Source organism: Longimicrobium terrae (assembly GCF_014202995.1).
GTDB lineage: Bacteria > Gemmatimonadota > Gemmatimonadetes > Longimicrobiales > Longimicrobiaceae > Longimicrobium > Longimicrobium terrae.
The window spans coordinates 12,548-34,972 of sequence record NZ_JACHIA010000012.1 but is presented as its reverse complement, the minus strand read 5'-3'; the positions used below and the strand labels follow the sequence as shown (position 1 = coordinate 34,972).

Annotated in this window: 30 protein-coding genes; 16 read left to right on the top strand and 14 right to left on the bottom strand. The window is 70.1% G+C overall.

What is annotated here, in order from left to right; translation table 11 throughout:
* Nucleotides 1-267: 267 nt before the first annotated feature.
* From HNQ61_RS18020 to HNQ61_RS18010, 3 genes are all read right to left on the bottom strand, one after another.
* Nucleotides 268-846 (bottom strand): hypothetical protein, encoded by a 579-nt coding sequence (locus tag HNQ61_RS18020; protein WP_170034815.1) that lies wholly within the window; start codon nucleotides 844-846, stop codon nucleotides 268-270.
* Between the two features lie 468 nt (nucleotides 847-1,314).
* On the bottom strand, nucleotides 1,315-1,482 hold the full coding sequence (locus HNQ61_RS18015) for a pinensin family lanthipeptide (protein ID WP_170034816.1): 168 nt from the start codon (nucleotides 1,480-1,482) through the stop codon (nucleotides 1,315-1,317).
* Nucleotides 1,483-1,602: 120 nt separating this feature from the next.
* Nucleotides 1,603-1,776: a hypothetical protein gene (locus HNQ61_RS18010; RefSeq protein ID WP_170034817.1), complete on the bottom strand. Its 174-nt coding sequence runs from the start codon at nucleotides 1,774-1,776 to the stop codon at nucleotides 1,603-1,605.
* Nucleotides 1,777-2,188: 412 nt separating this feature from the next.
* On the opposite strand from HNQ61_RS18010, the gene HNQ61_RS18005 reads away from it, so the two are divergent.
* From HNQ61_RS18005 to HNQ61_RS17995, 3 genes are all read left to right on the top strand, one after another.
* Complete coding sequence (locus HNQ61_RS18005) at nucleotides 2,189-2,362, top strand: hypothetical protein (RefSeq protein WP_170034818.1); 174 nt, start codon at nucleotides 2,189-2,191, stop codon at nucleotides 2,360-2,362.
* Nucleotides 2,363-2,428: 66 nt separating this feature from the next.
* Nucleotides 2,429-2,584 carry a hypothetical protein gene (locus tag HNQ61_RS18000; protein WP_170034819.1) on the top strand — a complete coding sequence of 52 codons (156 nt, stop codon included), beginning with the start codon at nucleotides 2,429-2,431 and terminating at the stop codon, nucleotides 2,582-2,584.
* Between the two features lie 70 nt (nucleotides 2,585-2,654).
* Nucleotides 2,655-2,825 (top strand): hypothetical protein, encoded by a 171-nt coding sequence (locus HNQ61_RS17995; RefSeq protein WP_170034820.1) that lies wholly within the window; start codon nucleotides 2,655-2,657, stop codon nucleotides 2,823-2,825.
* A gap of 96 nt (nucleotides 2,826-2,921) precedes the next feature.
* Here the strand turns inward: HNQ61_RS17995 and HNQ61_RS17990 are convergent, their stop codons facing one another.
* The 3 genes from HNQ61_RS17990 to HNQ61_RS17980 are packed head-to-tail and all read right to left on the bottom strand — an operon-like array spanning nucleotide 2,922 to nucleotide 4,292.
* Nucleotides 2,922-3,380, bottom strand: a complete 459-nt coding sequence (locus HNQ61_RS17990) for an SRPBCC family protein (RefSeq protein ID WP_170034821.1) — start codon at nucleotides 3,378-3,380, stop codon at nucleotides 2,922-2,924.
* A gap of 3 nt (nucleotides 3,381-3,383) precedes the next feature.
* The gene (locus HNQ61_RS17985; protein WP_170034822.1) at nucleotides 3,384-3,728 is read right to left on the bottom strand and encodes an ArsR/SmtB family transcription factor; all 345 of its coding nucleotides are present in this window, start codon (nucleotides 3,726-3,728) and stop codon (nucleotides 3,384-3,386) included.
* Nucleotides 3,729-3,782: 54 nt separating this feature from the next.
* On the bottom strand, nucleotides 3,783-4,292 hold the full coding sequence (locus tag HNQ61_RS17980; protein ID WP_170034823.1) for a hypothetical protein: 510 nt from the start codon (nucleotides 4,290-4,292) through the stop codon (nucleotides 3,783-3,785).
* A gap of 80 nt (nucleotides 4,293-4,372) precedes the next feature.
* On the opposite strand from HNQ61_RS17980, the gene HNQ61_RS17975 reads away from it, so the two are divergent.
* Entirely contained in the window at nucleotides 4,373-5,359 is a 987-nt protein-coding gene (locus HNQ61_RS17975) for an aldo/keto reductase (RefSeq protein WP_170034824.1), read from the top strand.
* A gap of 84 nt (nucleotides 5,360-5,443) precedes the next feature.
* Here HNQ61_RS17975 and HNQ61_RS17970 read toward each other — a convergent pair whose 3' ends face one another.
* Complete coding sequence (locus tag HNQ61_RS17970) at nucleotides 5,444-5,710, bottom strand: hypothetical protein (RefSeq protein ID WP_170034825.1); 267 nt, start codon at nucleotides 5,708-5,710, stop codon at nucleotides 5,444-5,446.
* Nucleotides 5,711-5,913: 203 nt separating this feature from the next.
* On the opposite strand from HNQ61_RS17970, the gene HNQ61_RS17965 reads away from it, so the two are divergent.
* Both HNQ61_RS17965 and HNQ61_RS17960 read left to right on the top strand, forming a co-directional pair.
* Nucleotides 5,914-6,765, top strand: a complete 852-nt coding sequence (locus HNQ61_RS17965; RefSeq protein WP_170034826.1) for a purine-nucleoside phosphorylase — start codon at nucleotides 5,914-5,916, stop codon at nucleotides 6,763-6,765.
* Between the two features lie 269 nt (nucleotides 6,766-7,034).
* Nucleotides 7,035-7,382 (top strand): hypothetical protein, encoded by a 348-nt coding sequence (locus tag HNQ61_RS17960; protein WP_170034827.1) that lies wholly within the window; start codon nucleotides 7,035-7,037, stop codon nucleotides 7,380-7,382.
* A gap of 521 nt (nucleotides 7,383-7,903) precedes the next feature.
* Here HNQ61_RS17960 and thiD read toward each other — a convergent pair.
* From thiD to HNQ61_RS17945, 3 genes are all read right to left on the bottom strand, one after another.
* Nucleotides 7,904-8,704, bottom strand: a complete 801-nt coding sequence (gene thiD / locus HNQ61_RS17955; RefSeq protein ID WP_183685733.1) for a bifunctional hydroxymethylpyrimidine kinase/phosphomethylpyrimidine kinase — start codon at nucleotides 8,702-8,704, stop codon at nucleotides 7,904-7,906.
* 183 nt (nucleotides 8,705-8,887) lie between these two features.
* Nucleotides 8,888-9,793, bottom strand: coding sequence for a M48 family metallopeptidase (locus tag HNQ61_RS17950; RefSeq protein ID WP_170034829.1), 906 nt, complete (start codon nucleotides 9,791-9,793; stop codon nucleotides 8,888-8,890).
* 32 nt (nucleotides 9,794-9,825) lie between these two features.
* Nucleotides 9,826-10,668 (bottom strand): M48 family metallopeptidase, encoded by an 843-nt coding sequence (locus tag HNQ61_RS17945; RefSeq protein ID WP_205761531.1) that lies wholly within the window; start codon nucleotides 10,666-10,668, stop codon nucleotides 9,826-9,828.
* Nucleotides 10,669-10,734: 66 nt separating this feature from the next.
* Between HNQ61_RS17945 and HNQ61_RS17940 the strand changes: the two genes are divergently transcribed.
* Complete coding sequence (locus HNQ61_RS17940) at nucleotides 10,735-11,508, top strand: TrmH family RNA methyltransferase (RefSeq protein WP_170034830.1); 774 nt, start codon at nucleotides 10,735-10,737, stop codon at nucleotides 11,506-11,508.
* A 21-nt stretch (nucleotides 11,509-11,529) separates the two neighbouring features.
* Complete coding sequence (locus tag HNQ61_RS17935) at nucleotides 11,530-12,291, top strand: prepilin peptidase (RefSeq protein ID WP_170034831.1); 762 nt, start codon at nucleotides 11,530-11,532, stop codon at nucleotides 12,289-12,291.
* Nucleotides 12,292-12,700: 409 nt separating this feature from the next.
* Here the strand turns inward: HNQ61_RS17935 and HNQ61_RS17930 are convergent, their stop codons facing one another.
* Genes HNQ61_RS17930 through HNQ61_RS17915 form a run of 4 tightly spaced genes read right to left on the bottom strand, consistent with a single transcriptional unit; the run spans nucleotide 12,701 to nucleotide 15,880 of the window.
* Nucleotides 12,701-13,858, bottom strand: coding sequence for a M42 family metallopeptidase (locus tag HNQ61_RS17930; protein ID WP_170034832.1), 1,158 nt, complete (start codon nucleotides 13,856-13,858; stop codon nucleotides 12,701-12,703).
* Complete coding sequence (locus HNQ61_RS17925; RefSeq protein ID WP_170034833.1) at nucleotides 13,855-14,424, bottom strand: gamma carbonic anhydrase family protein; 570 nt, start codon at nucleotides 14,422-14,424, stop codon at nucleotides 13,855-13,857. Before HNQ61_RS17925 ends, HNQ61_RS17930 begins: the two co-directional genes overlap by 4 nt.
* Nucleotides 14,424-15,410 carry a pyridoxal-phosphate dependent enzyme gene (locus tag HNQ61_RS17920; RefSeq protein WP_170034834.1) on the bottom strand — a complete coding sequence of 329 codons (987 nt, stop codon included), beginning with the start codon at nucleotides 15,408-15,410 and terminating at the stop codon, nucleotides 14,424-14,426. The genes HNQ61_RS17925 and HNQ61_RS17920 overlap by 1 nt, the downstream gene beginning before the upstream one ends.
* Nucleotides 15,411-15,421: 11 nt before the next feature.
* A complete protein-coding gene (locus HNQ61_RS17915) occupies nucleotides 15,422-15,880 on the bottom strand; it encodes a BsuPI-related putative proteinase inhibitor (RefSeq protein ID WP_170034835.1) in 459 nt (152 codons plus the stop codon).
* Nucleotides 15,881-16,118: 238 nt separating this feature from the next.
* Here HNQ61_RS17915 and HNQ61_RS17910 point away from each other — a divergent pair, with 238 nt between their 5' ends.
* The 8 genes from HNQ61_RS17910 (at nucleotide 16,119) to HNQ61_RS17875 (ending at nucleotide 22,421) form a co-directional block, all read left to right on the top strand.
* A complete protein-coding gene (locus HNQ61_RS17910) occupies nucleotides 16,119-16,388 on the top strand; it encodes an AtpZ/AtpI family protein (protein WP_170034836.1) in 270 nt (89 codons plus the stop codon).
* Nucleotides 16,385-16,765, top strand: coding sequence for a hypothetical protein (locus HNQ61_RS17905; protein WP_170034837.1), 381 nt, complete (start codon nucleotides 16,385-16,387; stop codon nucleotides 16,763-16,765). Before HNQ61_RS17910 ends, HNQ61_RS17905 begins: the two co-directional genes overlap by 4 nt.
* Nucleotides 16,762-17,808 (top strand): F0F1 ATP synthase subunit A, encoded by a 1,047-nt coding sequence (gene atpB, locus HNQ61_RS17900; RefSeq protein ID WP_170034838.1) that lies wholly within the window; start codon nucleotides 16,762-16,764, stop codon nucleotides 17,806-17,808. The genes HNQ61_RS17905 and atpB overlap by 4 nt, the downstream gene beginning before the upstream one ends.
* A 279-nt stretch (nucleotides 17,809-18,087) precedes the next feature.
* Nucleotides 18,088-18,348, top strand: a complete 261-nt coding sequence (gene atpE, locus HNQ61_RS17895; protein WP_276510113.1) for an ATP synthase F0 subunit C — start codon at nucleotides 18,088-18,090, stop codon at nucleotides 18,346-18,348.
* A gap of 91 nt (nucleotides 18,349-18,439) precedes the next feature.
* Entirely contained in the window at nucleotides 18,440-19,021 is a 582-nt protein-coding gene (gene atpF / locus HNQ61_RS17890; RefSeq protein ID WP_170034839.1) for a F0F1 ATP synthase subunit B, read from the top strand.
* Nucleotides 19,022-19,024: 3 nt separating this feature from the next.
* A complete protein-coding gene (atpH, locus tag HNQ61_RS17885; RefSeq protein ID WP_170034840.1) occupies nucleotides 19,025-19,606 on the top strand; it encodes an ATP synthase F1 subunit delta in 582 nt (193 codons plus the stop codon).
* Between the two features lie 147 nt (nucleotides 19,607-19,753).
* Nucleotides 19,754-21,451: a F0F1 ATP synthase subunit alpha gene (atpA, locus tag HNQ61_RS17880; protein WP_170034841.1), complete on the top strand. Its 1,698-nt coding sequence runs from the start codon at nucleotides 19,754-19,756 to the stop codon at nucleotides 21,449-21,451.
* Nucleotides 21,452-21,539: 88 nt separating this feature from the next.
* On the top strand, nucleotides 21,540-22,421 hold the full coding sequence (locus HNQ61_RS17875; protein WP_170034842.1) for a F0F1 ATP synthase subunit gamma: 882 nt from the start codon (nucleotides 21,540-21,542) through the stop codon (nucleotides 22,419-22,421).
* Nucleotides 22,422-22,425: the final 4 nt, after the last annotated feature.

Genomic DNA, 22,425 nt, shown 5'->3' with positions numbered 1-22,425 from the left:
GGCGCTGTTCGAGCGGCGGATTCATCCGCTCAACACACTTCGGCACCGGCCGAATTTCGCCTACTGCGCCGCCCCATCTGCCCGCCCCAACCCTCCCCCAGTCTTTTTTGGGGGAGGGTGGGCCGGTGGTGCCGGCCCGGGTGGGGGCCGCCCTGGACTCCGCCCAGCAAACCGCATCATCCCACATGCACGCAAAAAGCCCCACGGCAGGACCGTGAGGCTGATGCCCGAATTCGTCGGCCAGGACTTTACCGGAAACTCCGCGTGCTACGGCGTCCTGGGTGCAGGCGTCGGTGATGCAGGTGTCGTCGCGGGTGGAGGTGCCGTTGTCGATGTAGGCGCCGGTCTCAATGCAGGCGCCGATGGTGACACGGTCGTCGTCGCGGTCGGCGCAGCCGCTGCAGGATCGGGAGCCGGGCCGCAGATCGCCTGATCGAGCCCCGCCGCAGCGGACGTACCCGTCGGCGCGGCGAGGGCGGCGGCCAGGCGGCAGGCCAGCACCGCATCCGCCTGGATGATGATGCGCATGCCGCCGTTGCGGTACGTCGTCCCCGGCTCCAGCCGCTCGGGCAGGTTCTGCCGCTCCACGCGCACGCCGCTGCCCGGAGCGCACCCGGGCACCACCACGCGCGCCGACGCGGGCGCGTTCAAGCGGATGGACTCCGCCGTGAACCGCGCGTCGATGCGGATCATCGCCGATCCCGCGGAGTCGCCCGCGACCGAATCCGCCACCGCCCGTCCCGCACCGTTGCCGCCGCAGGCGGTCGTATCCGCCGGGGTCGTCTGGGCGGCCGCGCTCCCCGCCACCAGCGACGCGCACGCCGCCATCATCATCCACCGCATCATCCATCCTGGCTCAGGCCCCGAATCATCCCCCCGCGACGAGCACGATGCGTTCCGCCAGCTTCAGCCCAGGAACGGCGGGCGCAGACTCGGCGGCGCTGGCCTGCAATCACCCCGATCCGCGGGACCTCCGCCTCCCGAGCAACTGCCGTGATCCACCGCGCCATCCGCCACGCTGAGGTCTCCCTTTCTCCCGCGGAGCGGGGGAGAGGGCCGGGGAGAGGGGGCCCCTCCAACCGCGCGGCACCATCCAGAGCACATGGACCTCTGTTTGGGTACCTCCGGCGTAAGCTCCCCTCCGACGCACCGAATCCGCCATCCTCATCCCATCCCGCCCCGAACGCGGAACCGGGAAGCCGCGCCGTGCTGGCGTGGCTCCCCGGTGTCGGAAAGAGAGAGTGGGGCCGCACCCCATGCTCCCCAGCAAATCCGTCCCCCGCGCCGGGCGCGGGGGACGGAGTCAGCGGTGCTTCAGTAGCAGGCGATCGGCGTACAGCCCGTGCAAAGGCCGGTCTGGCCGCGGCAGGTGTCTTCGGTGCGCATGGCGTTGGCTCTCACCGTGCCCTCGGCCTTGGGCGTGGCGGCGGTCACGAAGGACTCGATCTCCACGTCTTCCAGCTTCAGCTTGTGCTTGGTCATGGTGTGCTCCTGGCTCAGGTATGCGAGTGATGGATCGACGGCGGGTGCGGCCCCGTTCCCTCTGTGCTCCCCGGATTCTGCGCGTTCAGCCAGCCCGGCGCGCAGCCGGGCCAGCGTGCCTCAGTAGCAGTGGAGAGGAGGGCAGGCCGTGCACGCGCCGGTCTGGCCCATGCAGGTGCCCTCGCCGACCGTTTCCATCTCGTTGGCCTCCACGGTACCCTTTCCTTCAACGGCGCGGGCGGTCGCGAACGACTCGATCTCCACGTCTTCCAGCTTCAGCTTGCGCTTGCTCATGGCGTGCTCCCGGTTCAGGTCTGCGAGTGATGGATCACGGGGTGTGCGGCCCCGCTCCTCTGTACTGCCCGGATCGCGCGCCCAGCCAGCCCGTTCCCGACATCCGCGCCCGTGTTCTGGAAGCGGTGTCGAAGCTCATCTCGAAGTCTGCCGTTGTGGCCGAATGTGTGCGCGTGAAACGAATGTCGCCGTACATCGCCATTCGCGCAAGAGGGTCTGGAAAAGAGTCTTTCGATTCGGGGTTCGGCAGTCCCCATGCGAACCACGGGGCGGGAAGGAGTGTACGGGATCGTCCCTGATCCGCCATATCGCTGACATTCTGATTGCGGGTGGCGATTGTGTGATGGTGGTCCGCAATTCGCGTGAATGAGCGGAAAAGGTTCCTGTCTACCCTGTGCAAGGCGAGGCGAGGATGAAGAAGCTCACGCTGGAGCTGGACTCGGTTTCGGTGCAGTCCTTTGCGACGGAAGAGGGCGCGACGCCCACGTGGGGCACGGTGCGCGGCCACGACGGCGAGGAACTCGCGCCCTCGTACCTGCGCCCGTCGCAGTGCATCACCAGCTGCACCCGCGACGACGAGCGCTGATCCCGCCGCGCGGGACCGGACAACCACGCGAAGAACGCAGTCTTCCCACAGCAAGGCGAGGCGCGGATGAACAAGCTTACCCTGGACCTGGATACGATCTCGGTGCAGTCCTTTGCCGTCGGCAACGCGGTGCGCGCGCCCCAGGCCGCGGACGAGGCCGCGGAACCGTCGTGGCGGCCGTCGCAGTGCATCACCAGCTGCACGCGCGACGACGAGCGCTGACCGGCCGGTGGCGGGATTGGCGGCCGATTGGAAATTTTCAACTTCCCTCAACAGCAAGGCGAGAAGGCAGATGAAGAAGCTCACGCTGGACCTGGATGCGGTGTCGGTGCAGTCGTTTGCGGTCACGGCCGAGCGGACCGGCGATGCCGGCACCGTCCTCGCGCGGGAAGCGGTGTTCGCGCCCTCGTACATCGACTGGACGCGCTGCGCCACTGACTGCACCTGCCCGGACACGCGCTGATCCGCACGCCAGTTCCGCGGATAAGAAAGAGGGCCGGGAATCGCTCCCGGCCCTCTTTTCGTCCACCGTACCGGACCGCATGTGGCGCGAAGCGGATCAGTGCACGGGGACGCCGCCGCCCATCAGTGCGTCCAGCCGCTCCAGCCCCATCCGCGTTCCGTGCTCGCGCTGCGCGGCGTTGTCGTGGCCGTCCAGAAACACGCCCTGCTCGTTGAACGTCATCCGCGTGCCCCCGCCGTCCTGCTCAAACAGCACGGTGACGACGGAAACCGACATGCGCGCCTCATCCCGCAGGACATCGTACGTGTAGACGATGCGCTCGCCGGGAACGATGTCCTGAAAGCGGATCTCCGTCGTGTACACCGGCCCGCCGGGCTCACCCCCGCGGCTGAACTCGCGCCCGCCCACGCGAAAGTCCATCGAATAGTCCGCGTGGCAGGCGAACCACTCCGCCTTGCGCGCCGGATCCGCCCAGGCGGCATACACCCGCTCGACAGCGGCGGGATAGGTGCGTTCGATCGAAAAGGTCGCGTATTCCACCGATCGTTCGGCCATGATCTACTCCGGGGTTGATGGTCGGTCCTCCGCCGCGAGGAATTCGCCCAGGCGGTCCAGGCGGTGCTCCCACGTGGCGCGCCGGTCCATGATCCACTGCTCCGCGCTGCGCAGCGCCGCCGGCTCGATGCGGCAGGTGCGCACCCGCCCCACCTTTTCCGACCGCACCAGCCCGCTTTCCTCCAGCACCCGCAGGTGCTGCATGACGGCGGGAAGCGATATGGTGAGCGGCTGCGCCAGGTCGCTTACCGACACGGGCCCGCGGCTCAGCCGTTCCACCATGACCCGGCGGGTGGGATCGGCCAGCGCGTGAAACAGGAGGTCGAGTGACGGAGGATGGTTAAGCATGTGATTAAGTATTGTGCGACGGTGGTGCCGCGTCAAGGATCGTGATCCCGCCGGTCAGTCCGCCGGACAGGCGAAGCGGGTCGCGATGACCGGATCGGGCGGCGAGGGAGGCACGCCGCCCTCATGGGTCGTGAACCGCGACGTTCCGCGCAGTTCGTTGCCATCAACCCGGAGAGCGAGGACATACCCCGTGTAGTTGTCGTGAAAAACCATCCGCACCGAGCCACGCGCCGGAACCGTCCATCGGGCGGACGGATACAGCCGGTCCCACTCCCGGGGAAGCGGCGGCGCCATGGTGTCGGTCACGGGTTCGGGCTCCCGGCGGTGCCCGGCGAACGTGATCCGCCACGCGCGGGCGGACTCGCCGCGGCAGGCGGGGCAGTCCGGCGCGGTGTCCAGGCGCACGCTGTCCGGCAGGCCGGGCGCGCTGACCAGCGTGTCCGCGTGAAACCAGCGGAGCGCGTAGCAGCCCGCCACCGCGTCCGCCGTATCCTTTTCCGTCGCGGCACACCCGGCCGCCCCGCACGCCAGCAGCGCGAGAGCGGCCCGCCATGCGCGAACCATCCGCCGGGACGCACCGGCGCGGAGTGTGCGGGCGGTGGCGGGTGGCAGCAGGATCTCGGAATTCTGAACGGAGAGCGGGAATGAAGTCACGGACGCTTGGGCAGGGGCTTGTGGTTTCCGAGCTGGGGCTCGGCTGCATGGGGATGAGCGACTTCTACCAGGGCGGAAGCGAGGCGGAGTCCATTGCCACGCTGCACCGCGCGCTGGACATGGGCATCACCTTTCTGGACACGGCCGATATGTACGGCCCGTTCACCAACGAGGAACTGGTCGGCCGCGGCATCCGCGGACGCCGCGACGAGGTGGTGATCGCCACCAAGTTCGGCAACCAGCGCTCGGAGTCCGGAGCGTTCATGGGCATCCGCGGCGATCCGGAGTACGTGCGGGAGGCGTGCGACGCCTCGCTGCGGCGGCTGGGCGTGGACCACATCGACCTGTACTACCAGCACCGGGTGGATGACAAGGTGCCCATCGAAGACACGGTTGGCGCCATGGCCGAGCTGGTGCAGGCCGGCAAGGTGCGCCACCTGGGATTGAGCGAGGCCGCGGCAGACACGGTGCGTCGCGCCCACGCCGTGCACCCCATCGCCGCGCTGCAGACGGAGTATTCGCTGTGGACGCGCGACGTGGAGGAAAACGGCATCCTGCAGGCCACGCGCGAGCTGGGGATCGGGTTCGTACCGTACAGCCCGCTGGGCCGCGGCTTTCTGACGGGCCGATTCCGCACCTTTGACGACCTGCCCGCGGACGACTACCGGCGCGACAGCCCGCGCTTTCAGGGCGAAAACTTCCAGAAGAACCTGGACCTCGTCAACCGCGTGCAGGAGATCGCCCGGGAAAAGGGCGTGACCGCGTCGCAGCTGGCGCTGGCCTGGGTGCTGGCGCAGGGCAACGACCTGGTGCCCATCCCCGGCACCAAGCATGTGCGCTACCTGGAGGAGAACGCGGGCGCGACGGAGGTGCAGCTCACCGCGGACGACCTGGCGCGCATCGAGGCGGTGTTCCCCGCCGGCGCCGCGTCCGGAACGCGCTACCCGGAAGCCGGCCTGCGCACCGTCAATCGCTGACGGTCGGAAAAGGTGTGAAAAGCAAAGGCCGGCCCGAATGCATCCGGGCCGGCCTTTTCCGCTATCCGCGCCGTGCCGGAACGATCAGCACTCGCCGTTCGCGTTGGTCATGCACCCCGCGTAGCAGGTGCCGTACGGCTCGCCGGGCCCGACGCCGCCCTGGCTGCAGTACAGCGAGGGATAGCACCCTTCCGCGCCCGTACAGAGGCATTCCGTCTTGTAGTAGCTGGGGCGGCACCCGTCGGGGTAGTACGTCGCCATGCCATTCACGGTGCCGCTGGCCTTCTCCTCGTCCTGCGCGGTGAACGAGCTGACTTCCAGCTGGTCCAGCTCGAGCTTCAGCTTCTTCATGGTACGTTCTCCAGAAAAAACGTGGAAAGGTGGGTGTCGACTAATGTCGCTGCTGATGGCTTGAAAGGGAAGGGTCCGGGGCGGCAGATGTTTCTCTCGCCCGCGGATGACCCGCCTGGAGCGGGTGCTGGCCCGGGGTGCCGTTGACGCGGGCGGAGCGGCGGTTGAGATTGGCGCTTTCCCGGTCCACCATGGAGACGCTGATGCACGGCACCCCGATTCACGACACGGTTACCTTTCTGCGCGAGCGCTTTACCCGCGCGCCGCACGCCATCCTGGTGCTGGGCAGCGGCCTGGGCGGGCTGGCGGATGAAATCGAGGACGCCGTGCGCGTTCCCTTCGACGAAATCCCCGGGTTTCCGCGCCGCACGCAGGCGCTGGCGGGGCATGCGGGGCAGCTGGTGGCCGGGCGGATGAACAGCGTGGAAGTCGTCGCCATGCAGGGCCGTTTTCACCTGTACGAGGGATGGGAGCCCGCGGACGTGGCGCTCCCCATCCGCGCGCTGGCGGCGCTGGGCGCGGAAACCATGCTGCTGACCAACGCGGCCGGCGGCATTCGCCCCGGCTTCGTGCCCGGCGACCTGATGATCATCGCGGACCACCTGAACCTCATGTTCCGCAACCCGCTCATCGGCCCCACCTTTCCGGGGGAAACGCGCTTTCCCGACATGTCGGAGCCATACGACCTGGCGTTCCGCCGCGCCGCCGCCGAGGTGGCGCGCGACCTTCGCATTCCGGTGACGGAGGGCGTGTACGCGGGGCTGCTGGGGCCCAGCTACGAGACGCTGGCGGAAGTGCGGATGCTGGGACGGCTGGGCGCGGACGCGGTCGGCATGTCCACCGTGCCTGAGGTGCTGGTGGCCTCGGCCATCGGGGTAAAGTGCCTGGGCATTTCGTGCATCACCAACCTGGCCGCGGGGCTGGGCGGGCAGAAGCTGTCGCACGACGAGGTCATGGAAGTGGGCGCACGCGTGCGCGACCAGCTTGCGGCGCTCGTCCGCGGGGTCCTGCCGCGCATCGCCGGGAGCAACCTGGCCTCCGAAGCCGCCAACTGACGCGCATTCCTCCGTGGCGCGCCCTCCCCCGGGCGCGCCACGGATGGATCCCGTCCCGCCGCGTTGGACGGGACGCGCGATCCGGAAGGAATACACGCCACGCGCGCCTCGCGTTACATTCCGTCACGCCCGGCTTCACGGGCGCGAAACTCACGATTCATCTCTGCCGTACAGCCCCCGGACCGGCGCAGACGCGCCTCTGGCCCGGGTGCGCCTTTCGCCCGGGCCTGTCCGCGCCCGCACATCATCAAATTCAGGAGTTTGCTTCCATGGAGCCCACCGAAGCACTCGTCGCGATGACGGGGATCATTCTCGGCAGCCTCACCGTGCTGATCCCCATCACCGGCATTACGATGCGTGTGGCGTTGAAGCCGCTGATGGAGGCGCTGGGCCGGTATCGCGAGATCCAGGGCCAGAACGATGCGACGCTGTTGATGGAGCGGCGCCTGGCGCTGATGGAAGAGCAGCTTCACGGGATGGACCGCGCGCTGCGCGACCTGTCGGACGAGTCGGACTTCCGCCGCCAGCTGGAGAGCGGCTCCCGCCAGCGCCTCGCCACGCCGGAGATCGCCACGGCCGAGGCGCCCCGCGCCGAATCCGCACTGGCCAACCGCTGATCGCGCCGGTTTCGGTGGATGGATGACGAAAGGGCCCCGCACTCACGCGAGTGCGGGGCCCTTCTGCTTCGGGGGATGACGGCGCATCGCGGCTGCTCTCCCGGCCCCTGCCGGTGCAAGCCGCGCACGGAAGGAGACAACTGCGGATTCGTGTGTTCCGGACGGATTGTCGCGGCCGCGGGCAGCCCTCACCCCCCGGCCCCCTCTCCCGCAAGCGGGAGAGGGGGAGACCTCAGCGCGGCGGCGGATTGCGTCGCGGGTGGCGCAATCCCGATGCAGTTGAAGCCCCGAACCGGACGTGCCAGTGGCCGGTGTCGGGGCTTTGCGGTGTTCGAGCGGCGGATTCATCCGCTCAGGATACTCCTTCGCGCCTCCCAGCTCCGCTACCCGCATCGAGCTATCCGCCCGCCCCAACCCTCCCCCAGTCTTTTTTGGGGGAGGGTGGGCGAGTAGTACGAGCCCGGGTGGGGGCCGCCGTCGAACTCCGCCCAACGCACCGCATCATCCCCCATCATCAGCCCCTACGCCGGCCCAGGCACCAGGTGGTTCAGCGGCCCGTGCCCCGCGCCCAGCCCCGGCGCCGACTGCATCGCGCGCTGCACGAAATCCAGCGCGTCCTCCACCGCGCGGTCCAGCGGGCGGCCGTGCGCCAGCCCCGCCGCGATCCCGGCGGAGAGCGTGCACCCCGTTCCGTGCGTGCTGCGCGTGTCCAGCCGCGGCCGGCGCCATTCCCGCCACTCGCGGCCATCCCACAGCAGATCCACCAGTTCCTCCGAGCGCAGATGCCCGCCCTTGAGCAGCGCCGCCTTCGCCCCCAGTTCCACCAGCCGCACCGCCGCCCGGCGCATCGCCTCCGGATCATCCACCGGAAAGCCCACCAGCAGCGCCGCCTCGTCCAGGTTGGGCGTCACCAGCGCGGCCAGGGGCAGCAGGTGCTCCACAATCGTTCGCTGCGCGTCCTCGTCCAGCAGCCGGTCGCCGCTGCTGGCCACCATCACCGGGTCCAGCACGAAGTTCGGCAGCCGGTTGACGCGAATGGATTCCGCCACCGCGCGCACCAGCTCCGACGTCGCCAGCATCCCCGTCTTGCAGGCCGCGGGGGGCAGATCGTCCGCCACGGCGCGGATCTGCGCCTGCACCGTATCCACCGGAATGGAGTGCACGCCGGACACCCCCAGCGTGTTCTGCACCGTAATCGCGGTGATGGCGGACGTGCCGAAGCAGCCGAACGCCTGAAACGTCTTGAGGTCGGCCTGGATCCCCGCGCCCCCGCCGGAATCCGAGCCGGCGATGGTGAGGGCGATGGGAGGCGTGGCGGTCATCGGCATGCGGTCGGTGTCCGGATCGGGATGGGTTCGGTGGATGCAGAAACTCGCCTGCGCCGCGCCGCCGTGCAACCGCGGGGCCCGTCCATCCGCGGCGGAGGACGACAGGGCGGCCATGAAACGCGGCGAGGGGCGCCCGGTTGCCGGATCGCCCCTCGTTCATCCACCGCGCCCGCACCGTCAGGGCCCACCGCGCACAGGCCCCGCGGGTCCGGGCGGCACCATCACCGGCCCGGGTCCGCCGGGCAGCCCGGGGTGTCCGGGCGGCAGCGGAAGCAGCAGCGGCGTGGGCAGCCGGTCCAGCCGCCGCAGAAACGCGCCGTACGACGGGTTGTTGCTGGCCAGCGCGCCGTGCGGCGCCGCCATCACGCTGCGGATCTGGGCCCGCGTGGCGTTCATGCGCGCGGCCGTGGCGGGGTGCGTGCTGAACCACGACTGCTCCGCCCGCAGCGCCTGCGGATCGTGCCGCTCCTCTTCCATCAGCGTGCTGAACAGACTCAGCATGCCGCGCGGGTCCACGCCCGACGCCACCAGGTACTGCACCGCCAGCTGGTCGGCCTCGGCCTCGTCGGCGCGCGAGTGCTGCGCGTTCCACATGGCCCCGCCCAGCGCCAGCGCGTCCTGGTCAAGCAGCGGCTCGCGCCCCAGAATCAGGTGGTACATGGTGCTGGCCATTCCCTGCGAGCGCATCTGCCGCTGCAGGTTCTGCGCGCCGTGCCGCGCCGCCACGTGCCCGATCTCGTGCGCCAGCACCCCCGCCAGTTCGCTGACGTTGCGGGTGCGCTCGATGAGGCCGCGGTTGACGTAGATGTGCCCGCCGGGGAGCGCGAACGCGTTCAGCCCCGGCGTGTCGACGATGTAGAAGTGATAGTTCAGGTCCGGCCGCGCGCTCTTGCTGGCGATCAGCCGTCCCAGGTCGTTCACGTACAGCGTGAGCGGCACGTCGCGCACCAGCGGCACCTGCGCGTTGATCTGCGCCGCCACCTGGTCGCCGATGTCCTGCTCCTTCTGCTCGCTCACGCACCCGCCCAGCGCAAGCAGGCCGGCGCACGCCAGCAGCCCGGTTCCGATCCGCGGAAGGCGCATGCGCCGTCCGGGCCGCGGCGTGGCCGGCACGCTCACCGGCGGTCCGAAGGAGCCGGACGCAGCGACTGCACGCGCGAGCGGAAGGTCTGGAACGACTGGCGGTCCAGGATCAGGTTGCTGGCCGTGGCGCCCGCCGTGCGGGCGATGAGCGCCTGCGTGTTGGCCACGCGCTCCTGCTCCGACGGGTGGGTGGCAAACCACTGCTCCACCGAGCTGGGCTGGCGCTGCTGCATGGACTGAAGCGTCTGGAACAGCTGAACGATGCCCTGCGGATTGTAGCCGGCGCGCACCATGTAGCCCACGCCCACCGCGTCCGCCTCGCGCTCCGCGTCACGCGTGTAGCCGGCGAAGATTGCGTTGCCGCCCACCTGCACCGCCGCCTGCTCCAGCCCGCCGGGGTTGCGCCCCAGCAGCACGCCGTAGACGACGCCGATGGCGGTGTTGGCGTTCTGCGCGCGCTGCATCTGCGTAATGCTGTGCCGCTGCACCACATGGCCGATCTCGTGCGAAAGCACGCCGGCCAGCTGCGCCTCGTTGGTGGACCGCTCGATCAGGCCGCGGTTCACGTAGATGTGTCCGCCCGGAATGGCAAAGGCGTTGACAACGTCCGAGTTGACGACGTAGAAGTTGTACGGGATTCCGCGCGGGTCGGCGACGGCGGCGATGCGCCGGCCCAGGTTGTTGACGTACTGCAGCGTCGCCTGGTCGTTGATGAGCGGAAGCTGCTGGTTGATCTGACGGGAATAGTCCGCGCCCAGCTGCACCTCCTGCTGGGTCGTCACCGCGGGGGCGCACGCCGCGGCCGCGCCGCCCGCCCCACAAAGGCAGACCACCATGGCCGTCTGGCGAACTCTTCGCGTAAGTGCAAGTGACATATGGTTCTCCACGTTTCTGGGTCAGGCGTTGAACTGCGTGGAAAAGCAAATCGCGGACCAGTCGGGGTGGGCGTGCTGACCCGGCGCGAAGAGCGGCTTCTGCGCCTTCTTCGCCAGCGCAAGCACAGGGAAACCGAGGGCCTTTTCGTGGCGGAGGGCATCCGCGCGGTAGAGGACCTGCTGGCTTCGGAGCTGTCCATCGACTTCGTGGCCGCGGCGTCCTCCGCGGGTGACACTCCGCGCGGGCGCAGTCTCATTCACGCGCTGCTGGACCAGAACGTCACATTGCGCGAGGTGAGCGAGGTGGAGCTGCGCACGCTGGCCGATACGGAGTCGCCGCAGGGAATTCTGGCCGTGGGATCGGTGCCGGAGGGCGGGCTGGACCGCATTCGCGTAGAGCGCGAGCCGGCGGTGGTGCTGGTGGTGGACGCCGTGCAGGACCCGGGCAACCTGGGCACCCTGGCGCGCACCGCCGAGGCGCTGGGCGCGGCGGGGCTGGTGTGCCTCCCCGGCACGGTGGACGCGTGGAACCCCAAGACGGTCCGGGCCGCCATGGGCGCCACCTTTCGCCTTCCCGTGGTGGAGTCGGGGTGGAACGAGCTTGCGCCCTGGCTGCGGGAGAACGGCTTTCAGGTGCTGGCCTCGGGCACGGGGGGCGAGGCGGTGGGAGAGCCGGCGCCGGCGCGCACGGCGCTGGTGGTGGGGAACGAGGGGGCGGGAGTCGGCGACGAGACGCGGGCGCGGGCCCACCGCGTGGTCGGCATTCCGCTGCGGGGGCGGGCCGAGTCGCTCAACGTTGCGGCGGCGGGCGCCATTCTGATGCACCAACTGCTGCGCTGAGCGGATCGGACTTCGAGCGTGATGGCACTGCTTCTGGCCTACGCCGCCGTGATCGGCGCGTGCGTGGGTTCGTTTCTGAACGTGTGCGTGTACCGGTGGCCGGCGGAGCTGTCCGTCATCCGCCCTCCCTCCCGCTGCGGATCGTGCGGCACGCCCATCCGCTGGTTCGACAACGTGCCCATCCTGGGGTGGATGATCCTGCGCGGCCGCTGCCGGGCGTGCGGGGCCGGGGTCAGCATCCAGTATCCGCTGGTGGAGGCGGGGACGGCGGCCATCTGGGTGATTTCGGTGCTGCGGTACGGGGTGGAGTGGCAGGCGCTGGTGGTGGCGCTGTTCTTTACCATCCTGCTGGGGATCGCGCTGTCGGACGCCAAGACGTACATCATCCCCGACGAATTCACGTGGGGCGGCGCGGCCATCGGCTTCGCGCTGTCGTTCGCGCCGGGGGGCGTCACCTGGATGCAGTCGTTGATCGGCGGGGCGCTGGGTTTCGGGCTGCTGTGGCTGATCGCGGTGGTGGGCGAGTGGGCGTTCAAGAAGCCCGCGATGGGCGGCGGCGACATCAAGATGATGCTGATGGTGGGCGCGTTCCTGGGGCCGTGGGGCGTGCTGCTGACGCTGTTCCTGGGCGCGCTGTTCGGCACGCTGATCTTTGCTCCCATCAGCATGAAGACGGGAAAGCTGGTGCCCTTCGGCATCTTCCTGGCGCTGGGCGCGGCGATCACGGAGCCGTTAGGGCAGGCGCTGATCGACTGGTACGTCCGTAACTTCCTCGTGGTCTGAAGCGTGTACGGTTCTGGATGACGGAAACGGGCCGGCGCATCGCGCCGGCCCGCGTTCGTTCGCCGATCGTCACCGAATGCCGCGCCGGCACATGCACACGAAAGATGTGCTCCTCGTCTGAGCCCGCGTCGCGTGGGGCACGCCCGTTCTGATGGGAAGGCAGATCTTCGGCGACGGGGATCGGCGTGTCTGAAGGGGCGGCCGGCGCCTCCTCTGGATGACGCGTTTCGGCGTGTACATCGCCGGGGAGAAGGCGTCGCCACGGACCACAAACGAAAGCGGAGGACCGGAATGCTCCCGGTCCTCCGCTTCATCATCCCCAGTTCCCTCCGCGGTTCCCCTGCAGTTCCCCCCGCAGTTCCTCCGCGTGCCCCCGCCACCCCCGCGTCCTCGCGTGAAACCGACGGAGTCAGCCCTCGGCCACCTCGCACAGGTACGCCTCGAACAGCCGCACCGCGGATTCCACGTCCCGCGGATCCACGGCTTCGAACGGGGAGTGCGAGTAGCGGATGGGCGGCGCCACGAGCAGCGTCTCCATCCCCTGCCGCACCAGGTGGGCCCCATCCGACGAGTAGTGGTACAGCACCACGTCCTGCACCGGAATTCCCTCGCGCGCCGCCACGTCGTGCATGCGCCCGATCAGCCGGCGGGAGTAGTGCACGGACGAGTCGCGATGCACCAGCGCCGGCCCGCCCCCCAGCCGCACGGGTACATGCTCCGCCGACACGGTGGGAATGTCGCCTGCCAGCCCGTTGTCGATGATGAAGCCCACGTCAAAGGTGCGCCCGTCGCGCGCCAGGCTGCTGGCGCCCACCATCCCGATCTCCTCCTGAACCGTCAGCGCCAGCGTCACGTCGCACGCGGGCGCCCGCTCCGCCAGTCGGCGGGAAAGCGCGACCAGCACCGCCACGCCCAGCCGGTCGTCCATCGCCTTGCCCACCAGAAGCCGTCCCATCCGCTCCACCGGCGACGCCCACACCATCCGCGTCCCCACGCCGATTCCCGCCGCGGCGCACTCGTCCGCCGTCATCCCCACGTCCACGAACAGGTCGTCCCACGACACGCGGGTGCGGTCGCGCTGCTCCGGCGTGAGCGCGTGCCCGGTCGTCGCCGCCAGCACGCCCGGCAGCGCGCCCGTGCCCGCCAGCACGCGAAAGCGCGAGCCGATGAAGTAGGGAAACGAAAACAGGTCCCGCTCGCCCGGCAGCACGCGCAGAAAGCCGTCCGCCGTCACCGACCGCACGATGAGCGAAAGTTCGTCCGCGTGCGCCGCCAGCAGCACGCGCGGTCCCGGCCCGGGAAAGCGCAGGAACAGGTTGCCCACCGGGGTGCGCGTCACCTCGCCGCGCCCCTCCCATTCGCGCGCCACCCACGCCGTGACCTCGTCTTCCTGCCCGGTGGGGCCGGCCAGGTCGCACAGCGTGCGCAGCAGCACCTCCACCTCGTGCGGGTCGCCCGCGGAAAGCGCGTCTCCGGCCGGGGCGCGGGCGGGCACGACGGCGGGTTCCGGCGTGCCGTACGCCTCCGCGTCGGCCAGCACGGTCTCACGCTCACGAAAATCGCTCATCGTCCCCCGTTCCCCGGTTCGGTGCCGTCCGTGTCCACCCGGCCCACGCCCCCGTCCAGGTACGCGCGGGACAGCTCCACGTAGTGATGCGCGCTGGTGCTCACCCAGCGCAGCGACTCGCCCTGCAACTCCTTCTTGACCACCGCCGGCGTCCCCGCGGCCAGCGTGCGCGGGGGGATGACGGCCCCGGCGCCCACCACGGCTCCCGCGGCGATCAGCGCCTCGTCGCCCACCTCGGCCTTCTGCAGCACGACGGCGTTCATGCCGATCAGCGCGCCGCGGCCCACGGTGCAGCTTTCCAGCACCGCCCCGTGGCCGATGGTGACGTCCTCACCGATGAGGGTCGCGCCCTGGCGGCTGACGTGAAGGACCACGTTGTCCTGCACGCTGGTGCGCGCGCCCACGCGGATTTCAAAGTCCGGCTCGTCGCCGCGCAGCACCGCGCCGAACCACACGCTGGCCTCCGCGCCGATGATCACGTTGCCGATGACGACGGCGTTGGGCGCCACGAAGGCGGTGGGGTGAATGCGGGGCAGGATACCGGCGAAGGGAAGAATGATGGCCATCAGTCGTCAGTGCACAGGATGCCGGCCAAGCGCCGCGCATCCACGTTTCCGCCCGTGAGAACCACGGCCGCGGGTCCCTCCGCCCCGTCCAGGGCGCCCTGCATCACCGCGGCGGCGGCCACGGCGGCGCTTCCCTCCGCCACCACGCCCTCCTCCACGTACAGCCGGCGGATCGCGCGGCGCACCTCGTCCTCGGACACCAGCACGATGCCGTCCACCACCCGCATGGCCAGCGCCAGGCTGCGCTCGTCCACGTCGCCGCTCAACCCCTCGCAGACCGTTTCCCCGTAGTCCGGCGAGGTCAGCCGGCCCGCGGCCAGCGAGGCGTGCATGGCCGCCGTCTCGTGCGTCTGCGCGCCGATGATGCGCACGCCGCTCCCCATCGCCCGCGCGACGACGCCGATCCCCCCGATCAATCCGCCGCCGCCCACGGGGACCACGAGCGTCCGCACGTCCGGCCGCTCGCGCAGGATCTCCAGCCCCACCGTGCCCTGTCCCGCCACCACGGCCGGGTCGCTGAAGGCGTGCACGTACAGCGCCCCCGTGCGGGCGGCAAAGGCCTCCGCCTCGTGGTGCGCGTCGTCATATCCCCCGTCCACCAGCCGCACGTCGCCACCGAAGCCGGCGATGCGGCGGCGCTTGGTTTCCGGCGCGTCCGCGGGCACGAACACGGTGGCCCGGCATCCCACCAGCGTGGCGGCCAGGGCTACGCCCTGCCCGTGGTTCCCCGCGGAGGCGGTCACCAGCCCGCGCGCGCGCGCCTCCGGAGACAGCGACGCGACGGCGTTGTACGCGCCGCGCAGCTTGAATGATCCGGTGCGCTGTGACAGTTCCAGTTTGAGAAGAACGTCTGTTTTCGCGCGTTGCGACAGCCACGCCGAACGCTCCAGCGGGGTGCGGCGCACCACGCCGTCCAGCCGCCGGTCCGCGGCGAGTACGTCAGCGAACGTCGGAAAAGGCGGATCCGGGTCTGGCGAGGGCGTCACGGCGGGGCGGATCAGGGAAGGCGGAACGGGGTGCTCGCTTCCACCGGATGGCTGGCGGAAACGAGCCGGGCGCTGGCGGTGAAGTCGCCGCGGCTGCCCGCGGCGGGGCGCCACGTTTCGCTCCACGCGCGCGTTTCGCCGGCGGCCAGCGTTTCCGACCGCAGCGCGGCGGTAAAGCCGCGGTCCGCGGACCAGCGCCACACTTCGCGCCCGCCGGAAGCAACGGCGAAGTCGTACGTCTGCCCGCTGCGGAACTCCATGCGCACCGGCTGGGCGCCGCCGTTGGTGACCCGCAGCGTGAGCCGCACGCTGTCTCCCGCGGGCGCCACGGAAAGCGACGACACCAGCGGCGAGGCGAAGGCCACGCCGCCGGGCTGCGCATCGGGCGAGCCGGGGGCCGGGACGGCGGCGGCGCAGGCGCCGCACAGGGTGGCGAGGGCCAGCGGGAACAGCGCGCGGCGAAGCACCATGAAGCAACCGGGAAGGCGTGGAAAGACGGACGGCGGGACACTCCCGCGGGCCCGCATGGACGGCAAGTTAGACGCCAGCAAAGAAGGCCGTCAACGGTGGGAGCGGCGAGTTTGCGAAAAATTTCACAAGCGGGGATGGAACATTCCGGGAAGTGGGCGGAATGTGCTTGCGAAAAATTTCACAAGCGCCTATATTGGGCGCGCTCACCCCCCGCAAGCGGCCCTGAAAGACAGCGGAATGCCAGCAGATCCACGGGGCCCGGCAGGGCGGGGGCAGGGCGCGGGGACGGGAGACCTGATGGGCGCGGGAATGCAGTTCGCCGCCTTCATCGCGATCTGCCTGTTCCTGGGGATGTGGCTGGACCGCAAGCTGGGAACCGCCCCCTGGCTGCTGATTGCCGGGGCCGCGCTGGGCGGCGTGGGCGGGTTCTGGATGCTGTACCGCACCCTGGTGGTGGCGCCGCGCGAGCGGGACGCCGCCGGGTCTGAAAGGAAAGACCGTCCGTGAACAGGCTGGGGCTCCGCTACACCGTCACCGCGTTCCTCATTGCCGCCGCCGTCGCGGCGGCGGGGGTTCTGCTGGGCGGTCCCGCGCATCGCGCGGGGGTGCTGGCGGGCTCGGCGCTGGGGTTTGTGACCCAGGCCGCCGTGTTCTGGATCTTTTTCATCCGGCTGTACCCCGGGCGCGACCAGGCCTGGACGGCCTATGGCCTGGGGCTGCTGGTGCGGCTGGCGGTGTTCGCCGTCACCGCGTTCGTCCTGGCGCCGCGCGCGGGGCTGCCCTTTGCGGCCACGCTGCTCTCGCTGGCGGGCGTATTCTGGCTCACCACGCTGAGTGAAGCGGCGTATCTGAAGAACCGAACGTCGAACCCGACGCAAGCATGAAGCTGACCACCGCGCTGTTCGCCCTGCTCTTTGCGGCCGCCCCCGTGGCGGCCCAGGCGGGCCACGAGGCCGCCCCCGCGGCGGCCGAAGCCGGCCATGGCGCCGCCCCCACCGCGGCCCAGCCGGGGCATGAGGGCGCCGCCGCCGGAAACGCGGCCGCGGCGCACGAGGCCGTGTCCGACGTCAACCAGGGCGTGGAAGCCGGCCACGGAGCCGAAGGCGGGCACTCGGAAGAGTTCAACGCCATGCACCACGTGCAGGACGGCCACACGCTGGACTTTCCGCCCATCGGCACGGTGCACCTGCCGGCCGCCGGATCGTTCATGGTGGGCCCGGTGGACATGACGCCCACCCGGCACGTCGTCTTCATGGCGCTGGCCGCGCTGCTGATGCTGATCATCTTCATCCCCGCGGGGATGGCGGCCAGGCGCCGGCAGAGCGGGGTGTCGCCGGGGTCGCGCCGGCACAACGTGGTGGAAACGTTCGCCCTGTACATCCGCGAAGAAGTGGTGATGCCCAACATCGGGCACGGCGGCGAAAAGTACGCCGGGTACCTGATCACGCTCTTCTTCTTCATCCTGTTCTGCAACCTGCTGGGCCTGCTGCCCTGGGGCGCCAGCGCCACGGGCAACATCGCCGTCACCGCCGCCCTGGCCCTGATCACCTTTCTGGTGGTGGAAGTCAGCGGAATGATCGCGCTGGGCCCGCTGGGATACATCAAGACCATCGTGTACATCCCGCCCGGACTGGGCCCGGTGATGTCGTTCATCATGGCGATCGTGATGACGCCGGTGGAGCTGCTGGGCAAGCTGGCCAAGCCCTTCGCCCTCGCGGTGCGTCTGATGGCCAACATCATGGCCGGCCACATCGTGCTGCTGTCGCTGTTCGCGGTGGGCGTGGCGTTCGGGCGCTACTTCATCTGGGGCCCGTTCCTGATGGCCGGCGCGCTGACGTTCCTGGAAATCTTCGTCGCGTTCCTGCAGGCCTACGTGTTCTGCGTGCTGACGAGCGTGTTCATCGGAATGATCCGGCACGCGCACTGAGAAAGCTGAAAGTGCCCAGTGCCGGAGTGCCAGGTGCCCAGGACAAGGGCCGGCACCCGTGGACTGATGACTGGGCACTGGGCACTGAGCACTTGAAGTTCATGCGCGTGGCGTGATCCACGCCGGCGGGGGAATCGCTCACTCCCGTCGTACAGTACCCGGGGATGGGCTCCCGGGGAGGGCGCGCGGCGCAAGCCGGACAGGCGCCACCGGGCTCCGGCCCGAGCGAGCGATCGGCCCGAAACCGTTGTCTGACGCTACACCACACGGAGACGTACCATGCAGGCTACCGACCTGAGCTTTCTGAGCAACGGCCTTCTCGGCGCCGCCCTGGGCGCGGGCCTCGCCATCATCGGCGCCGGCATCGGCATCGGCATGATCGGCCGCGGCGCCACCGAGGGCATGGCCCGCCAGCCCGAGATCGCCGGCAACATCCAGACGGCCGGCATCATCCTGGCGGCGCTGATCGAAGGCGCCACCTTCTTCGCCCTGATCGTCTGCCTGCTGATCAACGGCACGGTCGGCGGCGCGCTGGGCTAAGCGTTTCGCGGCGCGGCGGAGGGGCTTCGCGGCCCCTCCGCCCGCCCCCTTTTTCTTGTGATCGACTGACAGACCGAGCCTGCTGACCCCTATGAGCCGCAAGACCTGGCCCCTGCTGGCCCTGCTCGTCCTGACCGCCCAGCCGCTGTACGCGGCCGAGGAGGGCGGCGGCCCGCTCGACATCAACGTCGGGCTGATCATCTGGACCTTCCTGATCTTCGGGATCGTCCTGGCGGTGCTCGCCAAGTTCGCCTGGCCCAACATTCTGGGCGCCGTGGAGCGCCGCGAGGCGCACATCCGCGAGCTGCTGGAAGGCGCCGAGCGCGACCGCGCCGAGGCCGCCACGCTGGCCGAGGAGAACCGGCGGCTCATGGAGGACACCCGCGCCAAGGTGCAGGACGCCCTCAACGACGCCCGGGCGCAGAACGAGCGCGTGCGCGCCGACGCCCTGGCCGAGTCGCGCCGGCAGCAGGACGAGATGATGGAACGCGCCCGCCGCGACATCGCCGCCGAACGCGCCGCCGCGCTGGAGTCCGTGCGCCACGAGGCCGTGGACCTGTCCATCGCCGCCGCCGAGCGGCTGGTGCGCCGCACGCTGGACAGCGAAGACAACCGCCGCCTAGTGCGCGAGTACCTGGGGCAGGTGTCACCGCGCGCCACCGCGGGGGTCTGACCGGTGCGCGCCGAGCTGATCTCCCGCAACTACGCGGAGACCCTGCTGGCCCTCGCCGAGCGCAACGGCGGCGACGCCGCCGTGCAGCAGTTCGGCGCGGCCATGGAGGACGTGGCGGGGCTGCTGAACCAGGATCCGCGCGTGCGCCAGTTCATGGAAACGCCGCGCGTGACGCTGGACCAGCGCAAGACGGCCCTGACGGCCGCGCTGCGCGGCCGGGTGCCGGAGCTGGTGCTGCGCTTCCTTCTGGTGGTGGTGGAAAAGCGCCGCGGCGCGCTGCTGGGCGAAATCGGCCAGCAGTACCAGGCGCTGGTGGACGAGCGGATGGGCCGCGTGCGCGTGGCCGTTACGCTGAGCCACGCGCCCGACGCCGCGCTTGAAGAAGAAATCCGGCGCGGCCTGGAGGCGCGCATGGGCACGGCCGTGATCCCCACCTTCACGGTGGATCCGGAGCTCCTGGGCGGCATGGTGGTGCGCGTGGGAGACGACGTGCTGGACGGGTCGGTGCGGACGCGCGCGTCGCGGCTGCGCCGGGCCATGATGGCGGCCGACCTGCCGCCGCTGGCCGCCCCCGCGGCGGTCTGACGCGAACCCCGCCGGCCGCGCGACGCTGCGCTCCACGGAGCGCGCCGCCGCCGGCGAACCGGGTCGCAGGGTCGGGTTACAGGGTTCGGACGACATCAAATCTGCGCATTCCAGCCCCGCGCTGGACCGCCAACCGAGGATAGAAGAATGGCGACGGTCGAAAGCCAGCTTCGCGCAAGCGAGATCAAGGACGTACTGCTCGGCGAGATCGAGCGGTACGAGGACGTGCTCGGGGCCGAGCAGGTCGGCAGCGTGCTGGAGGTAAAGGACGGCATCGCCCGCGTCTACGGCCTCATGGGCACCATGGCCAGCGAGATGCTGGAAATCACCAGCGGCCAGACCGGCCAGGTGGTGACCGCGCTGGCGCTGAACCTGGAAGAAGACAACATCGGCGCCGTGATCCTGGGCGACTGGACGGCGCTGCACGAGGGCGACCAGGCGCGCCGCACCGGCCGCGTGCTCGACATCCCCGTGGGCCCCGGCTACCTGGGCCGCGTGGTGAACCCGCTGGGCGAGCCCATCGACGGCAAGGGCCCCATCCACGCCGCGGGCCGCCGCCAGGTGGACATCGTGGCGCCCGGCATCGTGCTGCGGAAGCCGGTGGGCGAGCCCATGCAGACGGGCGTCAAGGCCATCGACGCGCTGATCCCCATCGGCCGCGGCCAGCGCGAGCTGATCATCGGCGACCGCGGCACCGGCAAGACGGCGATCGCGATCGACACGATCATCAACCAGAAGGGGCAGGACGTCGTCTGCGTGTACGTCGCCATCGGCCAGAAGGCGTCGACCGTGGCCGGCGTGGTGAGCCGCCTGGCCAACGCCGGCGCGCTGGAGTACACCATCATCGTCGCCGCCACGGCGTCGGACCCGGCGCCCATGCAGTACATTGCGCCGTACGCCGGCACCGCGCTCGCCGAGTACTTCATGTACACCAAGGACGAGAACGGCAAGGGCAAGGCGACGCTCTGCGTGTACGACGACCTTTCCAAGCAGGCCGTGGCGTACCGCCAGATGTCGCTGGTGCTGCGCCGCCCGCCGGGCCGCGAGGCGTACCCGGGCGACGTGTTCTACCTGCACAGCCGCCTGCTGGAGCGCGCCGCCAAGCTTTCGGATGAGATGGGCGGCGGATCGCTGACGGCGCTGCCGATCATCGAAACGCAGGCCGGCGACGTGTCGGCGTACATCCCCACGAACGTGATTTCCATCACGGACGGGCAGATCTTCCTGGAGTCCAACCTGTTCAACTCGGGCGTGCGCCCGGCGGTGAACGTGGGCATCAGCGTGAGCCGCGTGGGCGGCAGCGCGCAGATCAAGGCCATGAAGCAGGTGGCCGGCAAGCTCAAGGGCGAGCTGGCGCAGTACCGCGAGCTGGAGGCGTTCGCCGCCTTCGGTTCCGAGCTGGACGCGGTGACGCAGCGCCAGCTGGCCCGCGGCGCCCGCTCGGTGGAGATTCTGAAGCAGGGGCAGTACCAGCCCATGCCGGTGGAAAACCAGGTCGCCATCATCTTCGCGCTCACCAACGGCTACATCGACAACGTCGACCTGCCGCAGGTGAAGGCGTGGGAGCGCGACTTCCACGTCTTCCTCAAGGCGCAGCACCCGGAGCTGCTGGACGGCATCCGCAGCACGCGCACGCTGGCCGGCGACGCCGAAAAGGCGATGCGCGCGGCGATCGAGCGCTACGCCGAGCTGTTCGCCGACCCGCACTCGCCGGTGGGCACCGACACGTACGCCCAGAGCGCGATCCTGAACGAGACGGCCGCCGACCGGCACATGTCGGAAGAGCAGCTTCGCATGGCGAGCAACCCGGCGGCCAACGCCGCGGGCGCCCGGCAGTCGTACTGAAGTGCGTGAGTGCGATGTGCGTGAGTGCGGAACTGAAACCGCATCCGCGCATCGCACGCCCGCGCTCCCGCACCTGACCTAGACGAACATGGCCAAGGCCAGAGAACTCAAGGGCCGCATCCGTTCGGTCCAGAACACGCGCAAGATCACGCGGACGATGGAGATGGTGTCCACGTCCAAGCTGAAGCGCGCGCAGGACCGCGTGGAAGCGGCGCGTCCGTACGCCGAGCGGCTGTCGGGGGTCATTCGCCGGCTGCTGACGCCGGAGCTGGCGGCCCGCTACCCGCTGCTGCGGCAGCCGGCCACGGTGCGCCGCGCCGCGGTGGTGCTGCTCACCAGCAACCGCGGCCTGGCCGGCGCCTTCAACGCCAACCTGATCCGCGAAGCCCGCTCCCTGATGGCGCGCCTGCGCGCCGAGGGGGCCGAGGCCGAGCTGCACATTTCCGGAAAGAAGGGCATCAGCTTCTTCCGGTTTGCGAACGAGCAGCTGCGCACCGCCATCGCCGACATCGGCGACCGGCCGGGCGCGGCCGACGCGCAGCGGCTGGTGGACGAGCTGATGGCCGAGTTCGTCCGCGGCGAGATGGACGCGGTGTACGTGGTGTACGCCAAGTTCAACTCGGCGCTCAGCACGCCGCCCACCACCATGCAGCTGCTTCCCGTGGCGCCCCCCGCCGCCGAGGCCGAAGCGGCCGCCGGCGCGCAGGCCGACGTGGAGTACCTGCTGGAGCCGTCGGGCGACGAGATCCTGGGGCGCATTCTTCCGCTGTACGTGCGCAACAGCGTGTACCGCGCGCTGGTGGAAACGTCGGCGGCCGAGCACGGCGCCCGGCGCACGGCCATGAAGAACGCCACCGACAACGCCGGTGACATTCTGGAAACCCTCACGCGGACGTACAACCGCGTGCGGCAGGCGGCGATCACGCAGGAAATCGCCGAGATCGTCGGCGGAGCCGCGGCGCTGGAATAACGTA

Bases quoted from the DNA above. Each gene is read 5' to 3' on its own strand.
- HNQ61_RS17925 (WP_170034833.1), bottom strand. From the start codon at position 14,424: ATGGCCATCATTCTTCCCTTCGCCGGTATCCTGCCCCGCATTCACCCC.
- HNQ61_RS18005 (WP_170034818.1), top strand. From the start codon at position 2,189: ATGAAGAAGCTCACGCTGGAGCTGGACTCGGTTTCGGTGCAGTCCTTT.
- HNQ61_RS17965 (WP_170034826.1), top strand. From the start codon at position 5,914: ATGCACGGCACCCCGATTCACGACACGGTTACCTTTCTGCGCGAGCGC.
- thiD (WP_183685733.1), bottom strand. From the start codon at position 8,704: ATGACCGCCACGCCTCCCATCGCCCTCACCATCGCCGGCTCGGATTCC.
- atpA (WP_170034841.1), top strand. From the start codon at position 19,754: ATGGCGACGGTCGAAAGCCAGCTTCGCGCAAGCGAGATCAAGGACGTA.
- HNQ61_RS18020 (WP_170034815.1), bottom strand. From the start codon at position 846: ATGATGCGGTGGATGATGATGGCGGCGTGCGCGTCGCTGGTGGCGGGG.
- HNQ61_RS17970 (WP_170034825.1), bottom strand. From the start codon at position 5,710: ATGAAGAAGCTGAAGCTCGAGCTGGACCAGCTGGAAGTCAGCTCGTTC.
- HNQ61_RS17930 (WP_170034832.1), bottom strand. From the start codon at position 13,858: ATGAGCGATTTTCGTGAGCGTGAGACCGTGCTGGCCGACGCGGAGGCG.
- HNQ61_RS17945 (WP_205761531.1), bottom strand. From the start codon at position 10,668: ATGTCACTTGCACTTACGCGAAGAGTTCGCCAGACGGCCATGGTGGTC.
- HNQ61_RS17990 (WP_170034821.1), bottom strand. From the start codon at position 3,380: ATGGCCGAACGATCGGTGGAATACGCGACCTTTTCGATCGAACGCACC.
- HNQ61_RS17875 (WP_170034842.1), top strand. From the start codon at position 21,540: ATGGCCAAGGCCAGAGAACTCAAGGGCCGCATCCGTTCGGTCCAGAAC.
- HNQ61_RS17935 (WP_170034831.1), top strand. From the start codon at position 11,530: ATGGCACTGCTTCTGGCCTACGCCGCCGTGATCGGCGCGTGCGTGGGT.
- HNQ61_RS17915 (WP_170034835.1), bottom strand. From the start codon at position 15,880: ATGGTGCTTCGCCGCGCGCTGTTCCCGCTGGCCCTCGCCACCCTGTGC.
- HNQ61_RS18000 (WP_170034819.1), top strand. From the start codon at position 2,429: ATGAACAAGCTTACCCTGGACCTGGATACGATCTCGGTGCAGTCCTTT.
- HNQ61_RS17985 (WP_170034822.1), bottom strand. From the start codon at position 3,728: ATGCTTAACCATCCTCCGTCACTCGACCTCCTGTTTCACGCGCTGGCC.
- HNQ61_RS17975 (WP_170034824.1), top strand. From the start codon at position 4,373: ATGAAGTCACGGACGCTTGGGCAGGGGCTTGTGGTTTCCGAGCTGGGG.
- atpB (WP_170034838.1), top strand. From the start codon at position 16,762: ATGAAGCTGACCACCGCGCTGTTCGCCCTGCTCTTTGCGGCCGCCCCC.
- HNQ61_RS17980 (WP_170034823.1), bottom strand. From the start codon at position 4,292: ATGGTTCGCGCATGGCGGGCCGCTCTCGCGCTGCTGGCGTGCGGGGCG.
- HNQ61_RS17960 (WP_170034827.1), top strand. From the start codon at position 7,035: ATGGAGCCCACCGAAGCACTCGTCGCGATGACGGGGATCATTCTCGGC.
- atpE (WP_276510113.1), top strand. From the start codon at position 18,088: ATGCAGGCTACCGACCTGAGCTTTCTGAGCAACGGCCTTCTCGGCGCC.
- HNQ61_RS17950 (WP_170034829.1), bottom strand. From the start codon at position 9,793: ATGCGCCTTCCGCGGATCGGAACCGGGCTGCTGGCGTGCGCCGGCCTG.
- HNQ61_RS17910 (WP_170034836.1), top strand. From the start codon at position 16,119: ATGCCAGCAGATCCACGGGGCCCGGCAGGGCGGGGGCAGGGCGCGGGG.
- atpF (WP_170034839.1), top strand. From the start codon at position 18,440: ATGAGCCGCAAGACCTGGCCCCTGCTGGCCCTGCTCGTCCTGACCGCC.
- HNQ61_RS17995 (WP_170034820.1), top strand. From the start codon at position 2,655: ATGAAGAAGCTCACGCTGGACCTGGATGCGGTGTCGGTGCAGTCGTTT.
- HNQ61_RS18010 (WP_170034817.1), bottom strand. From the start codon at position 1,776: ATGAGCAAGCGCAAGCTGAAGCTGGAAGACGTGGAGATCGAGTCGTTC.
- HNQ61_RS18015 (WP_170034816.1), bottom strand. From the start codon at position 1,482: ATGACCAAGCACAAGCTGAAGCTGGAAGACGTGGAGATCGAGTCCTTC.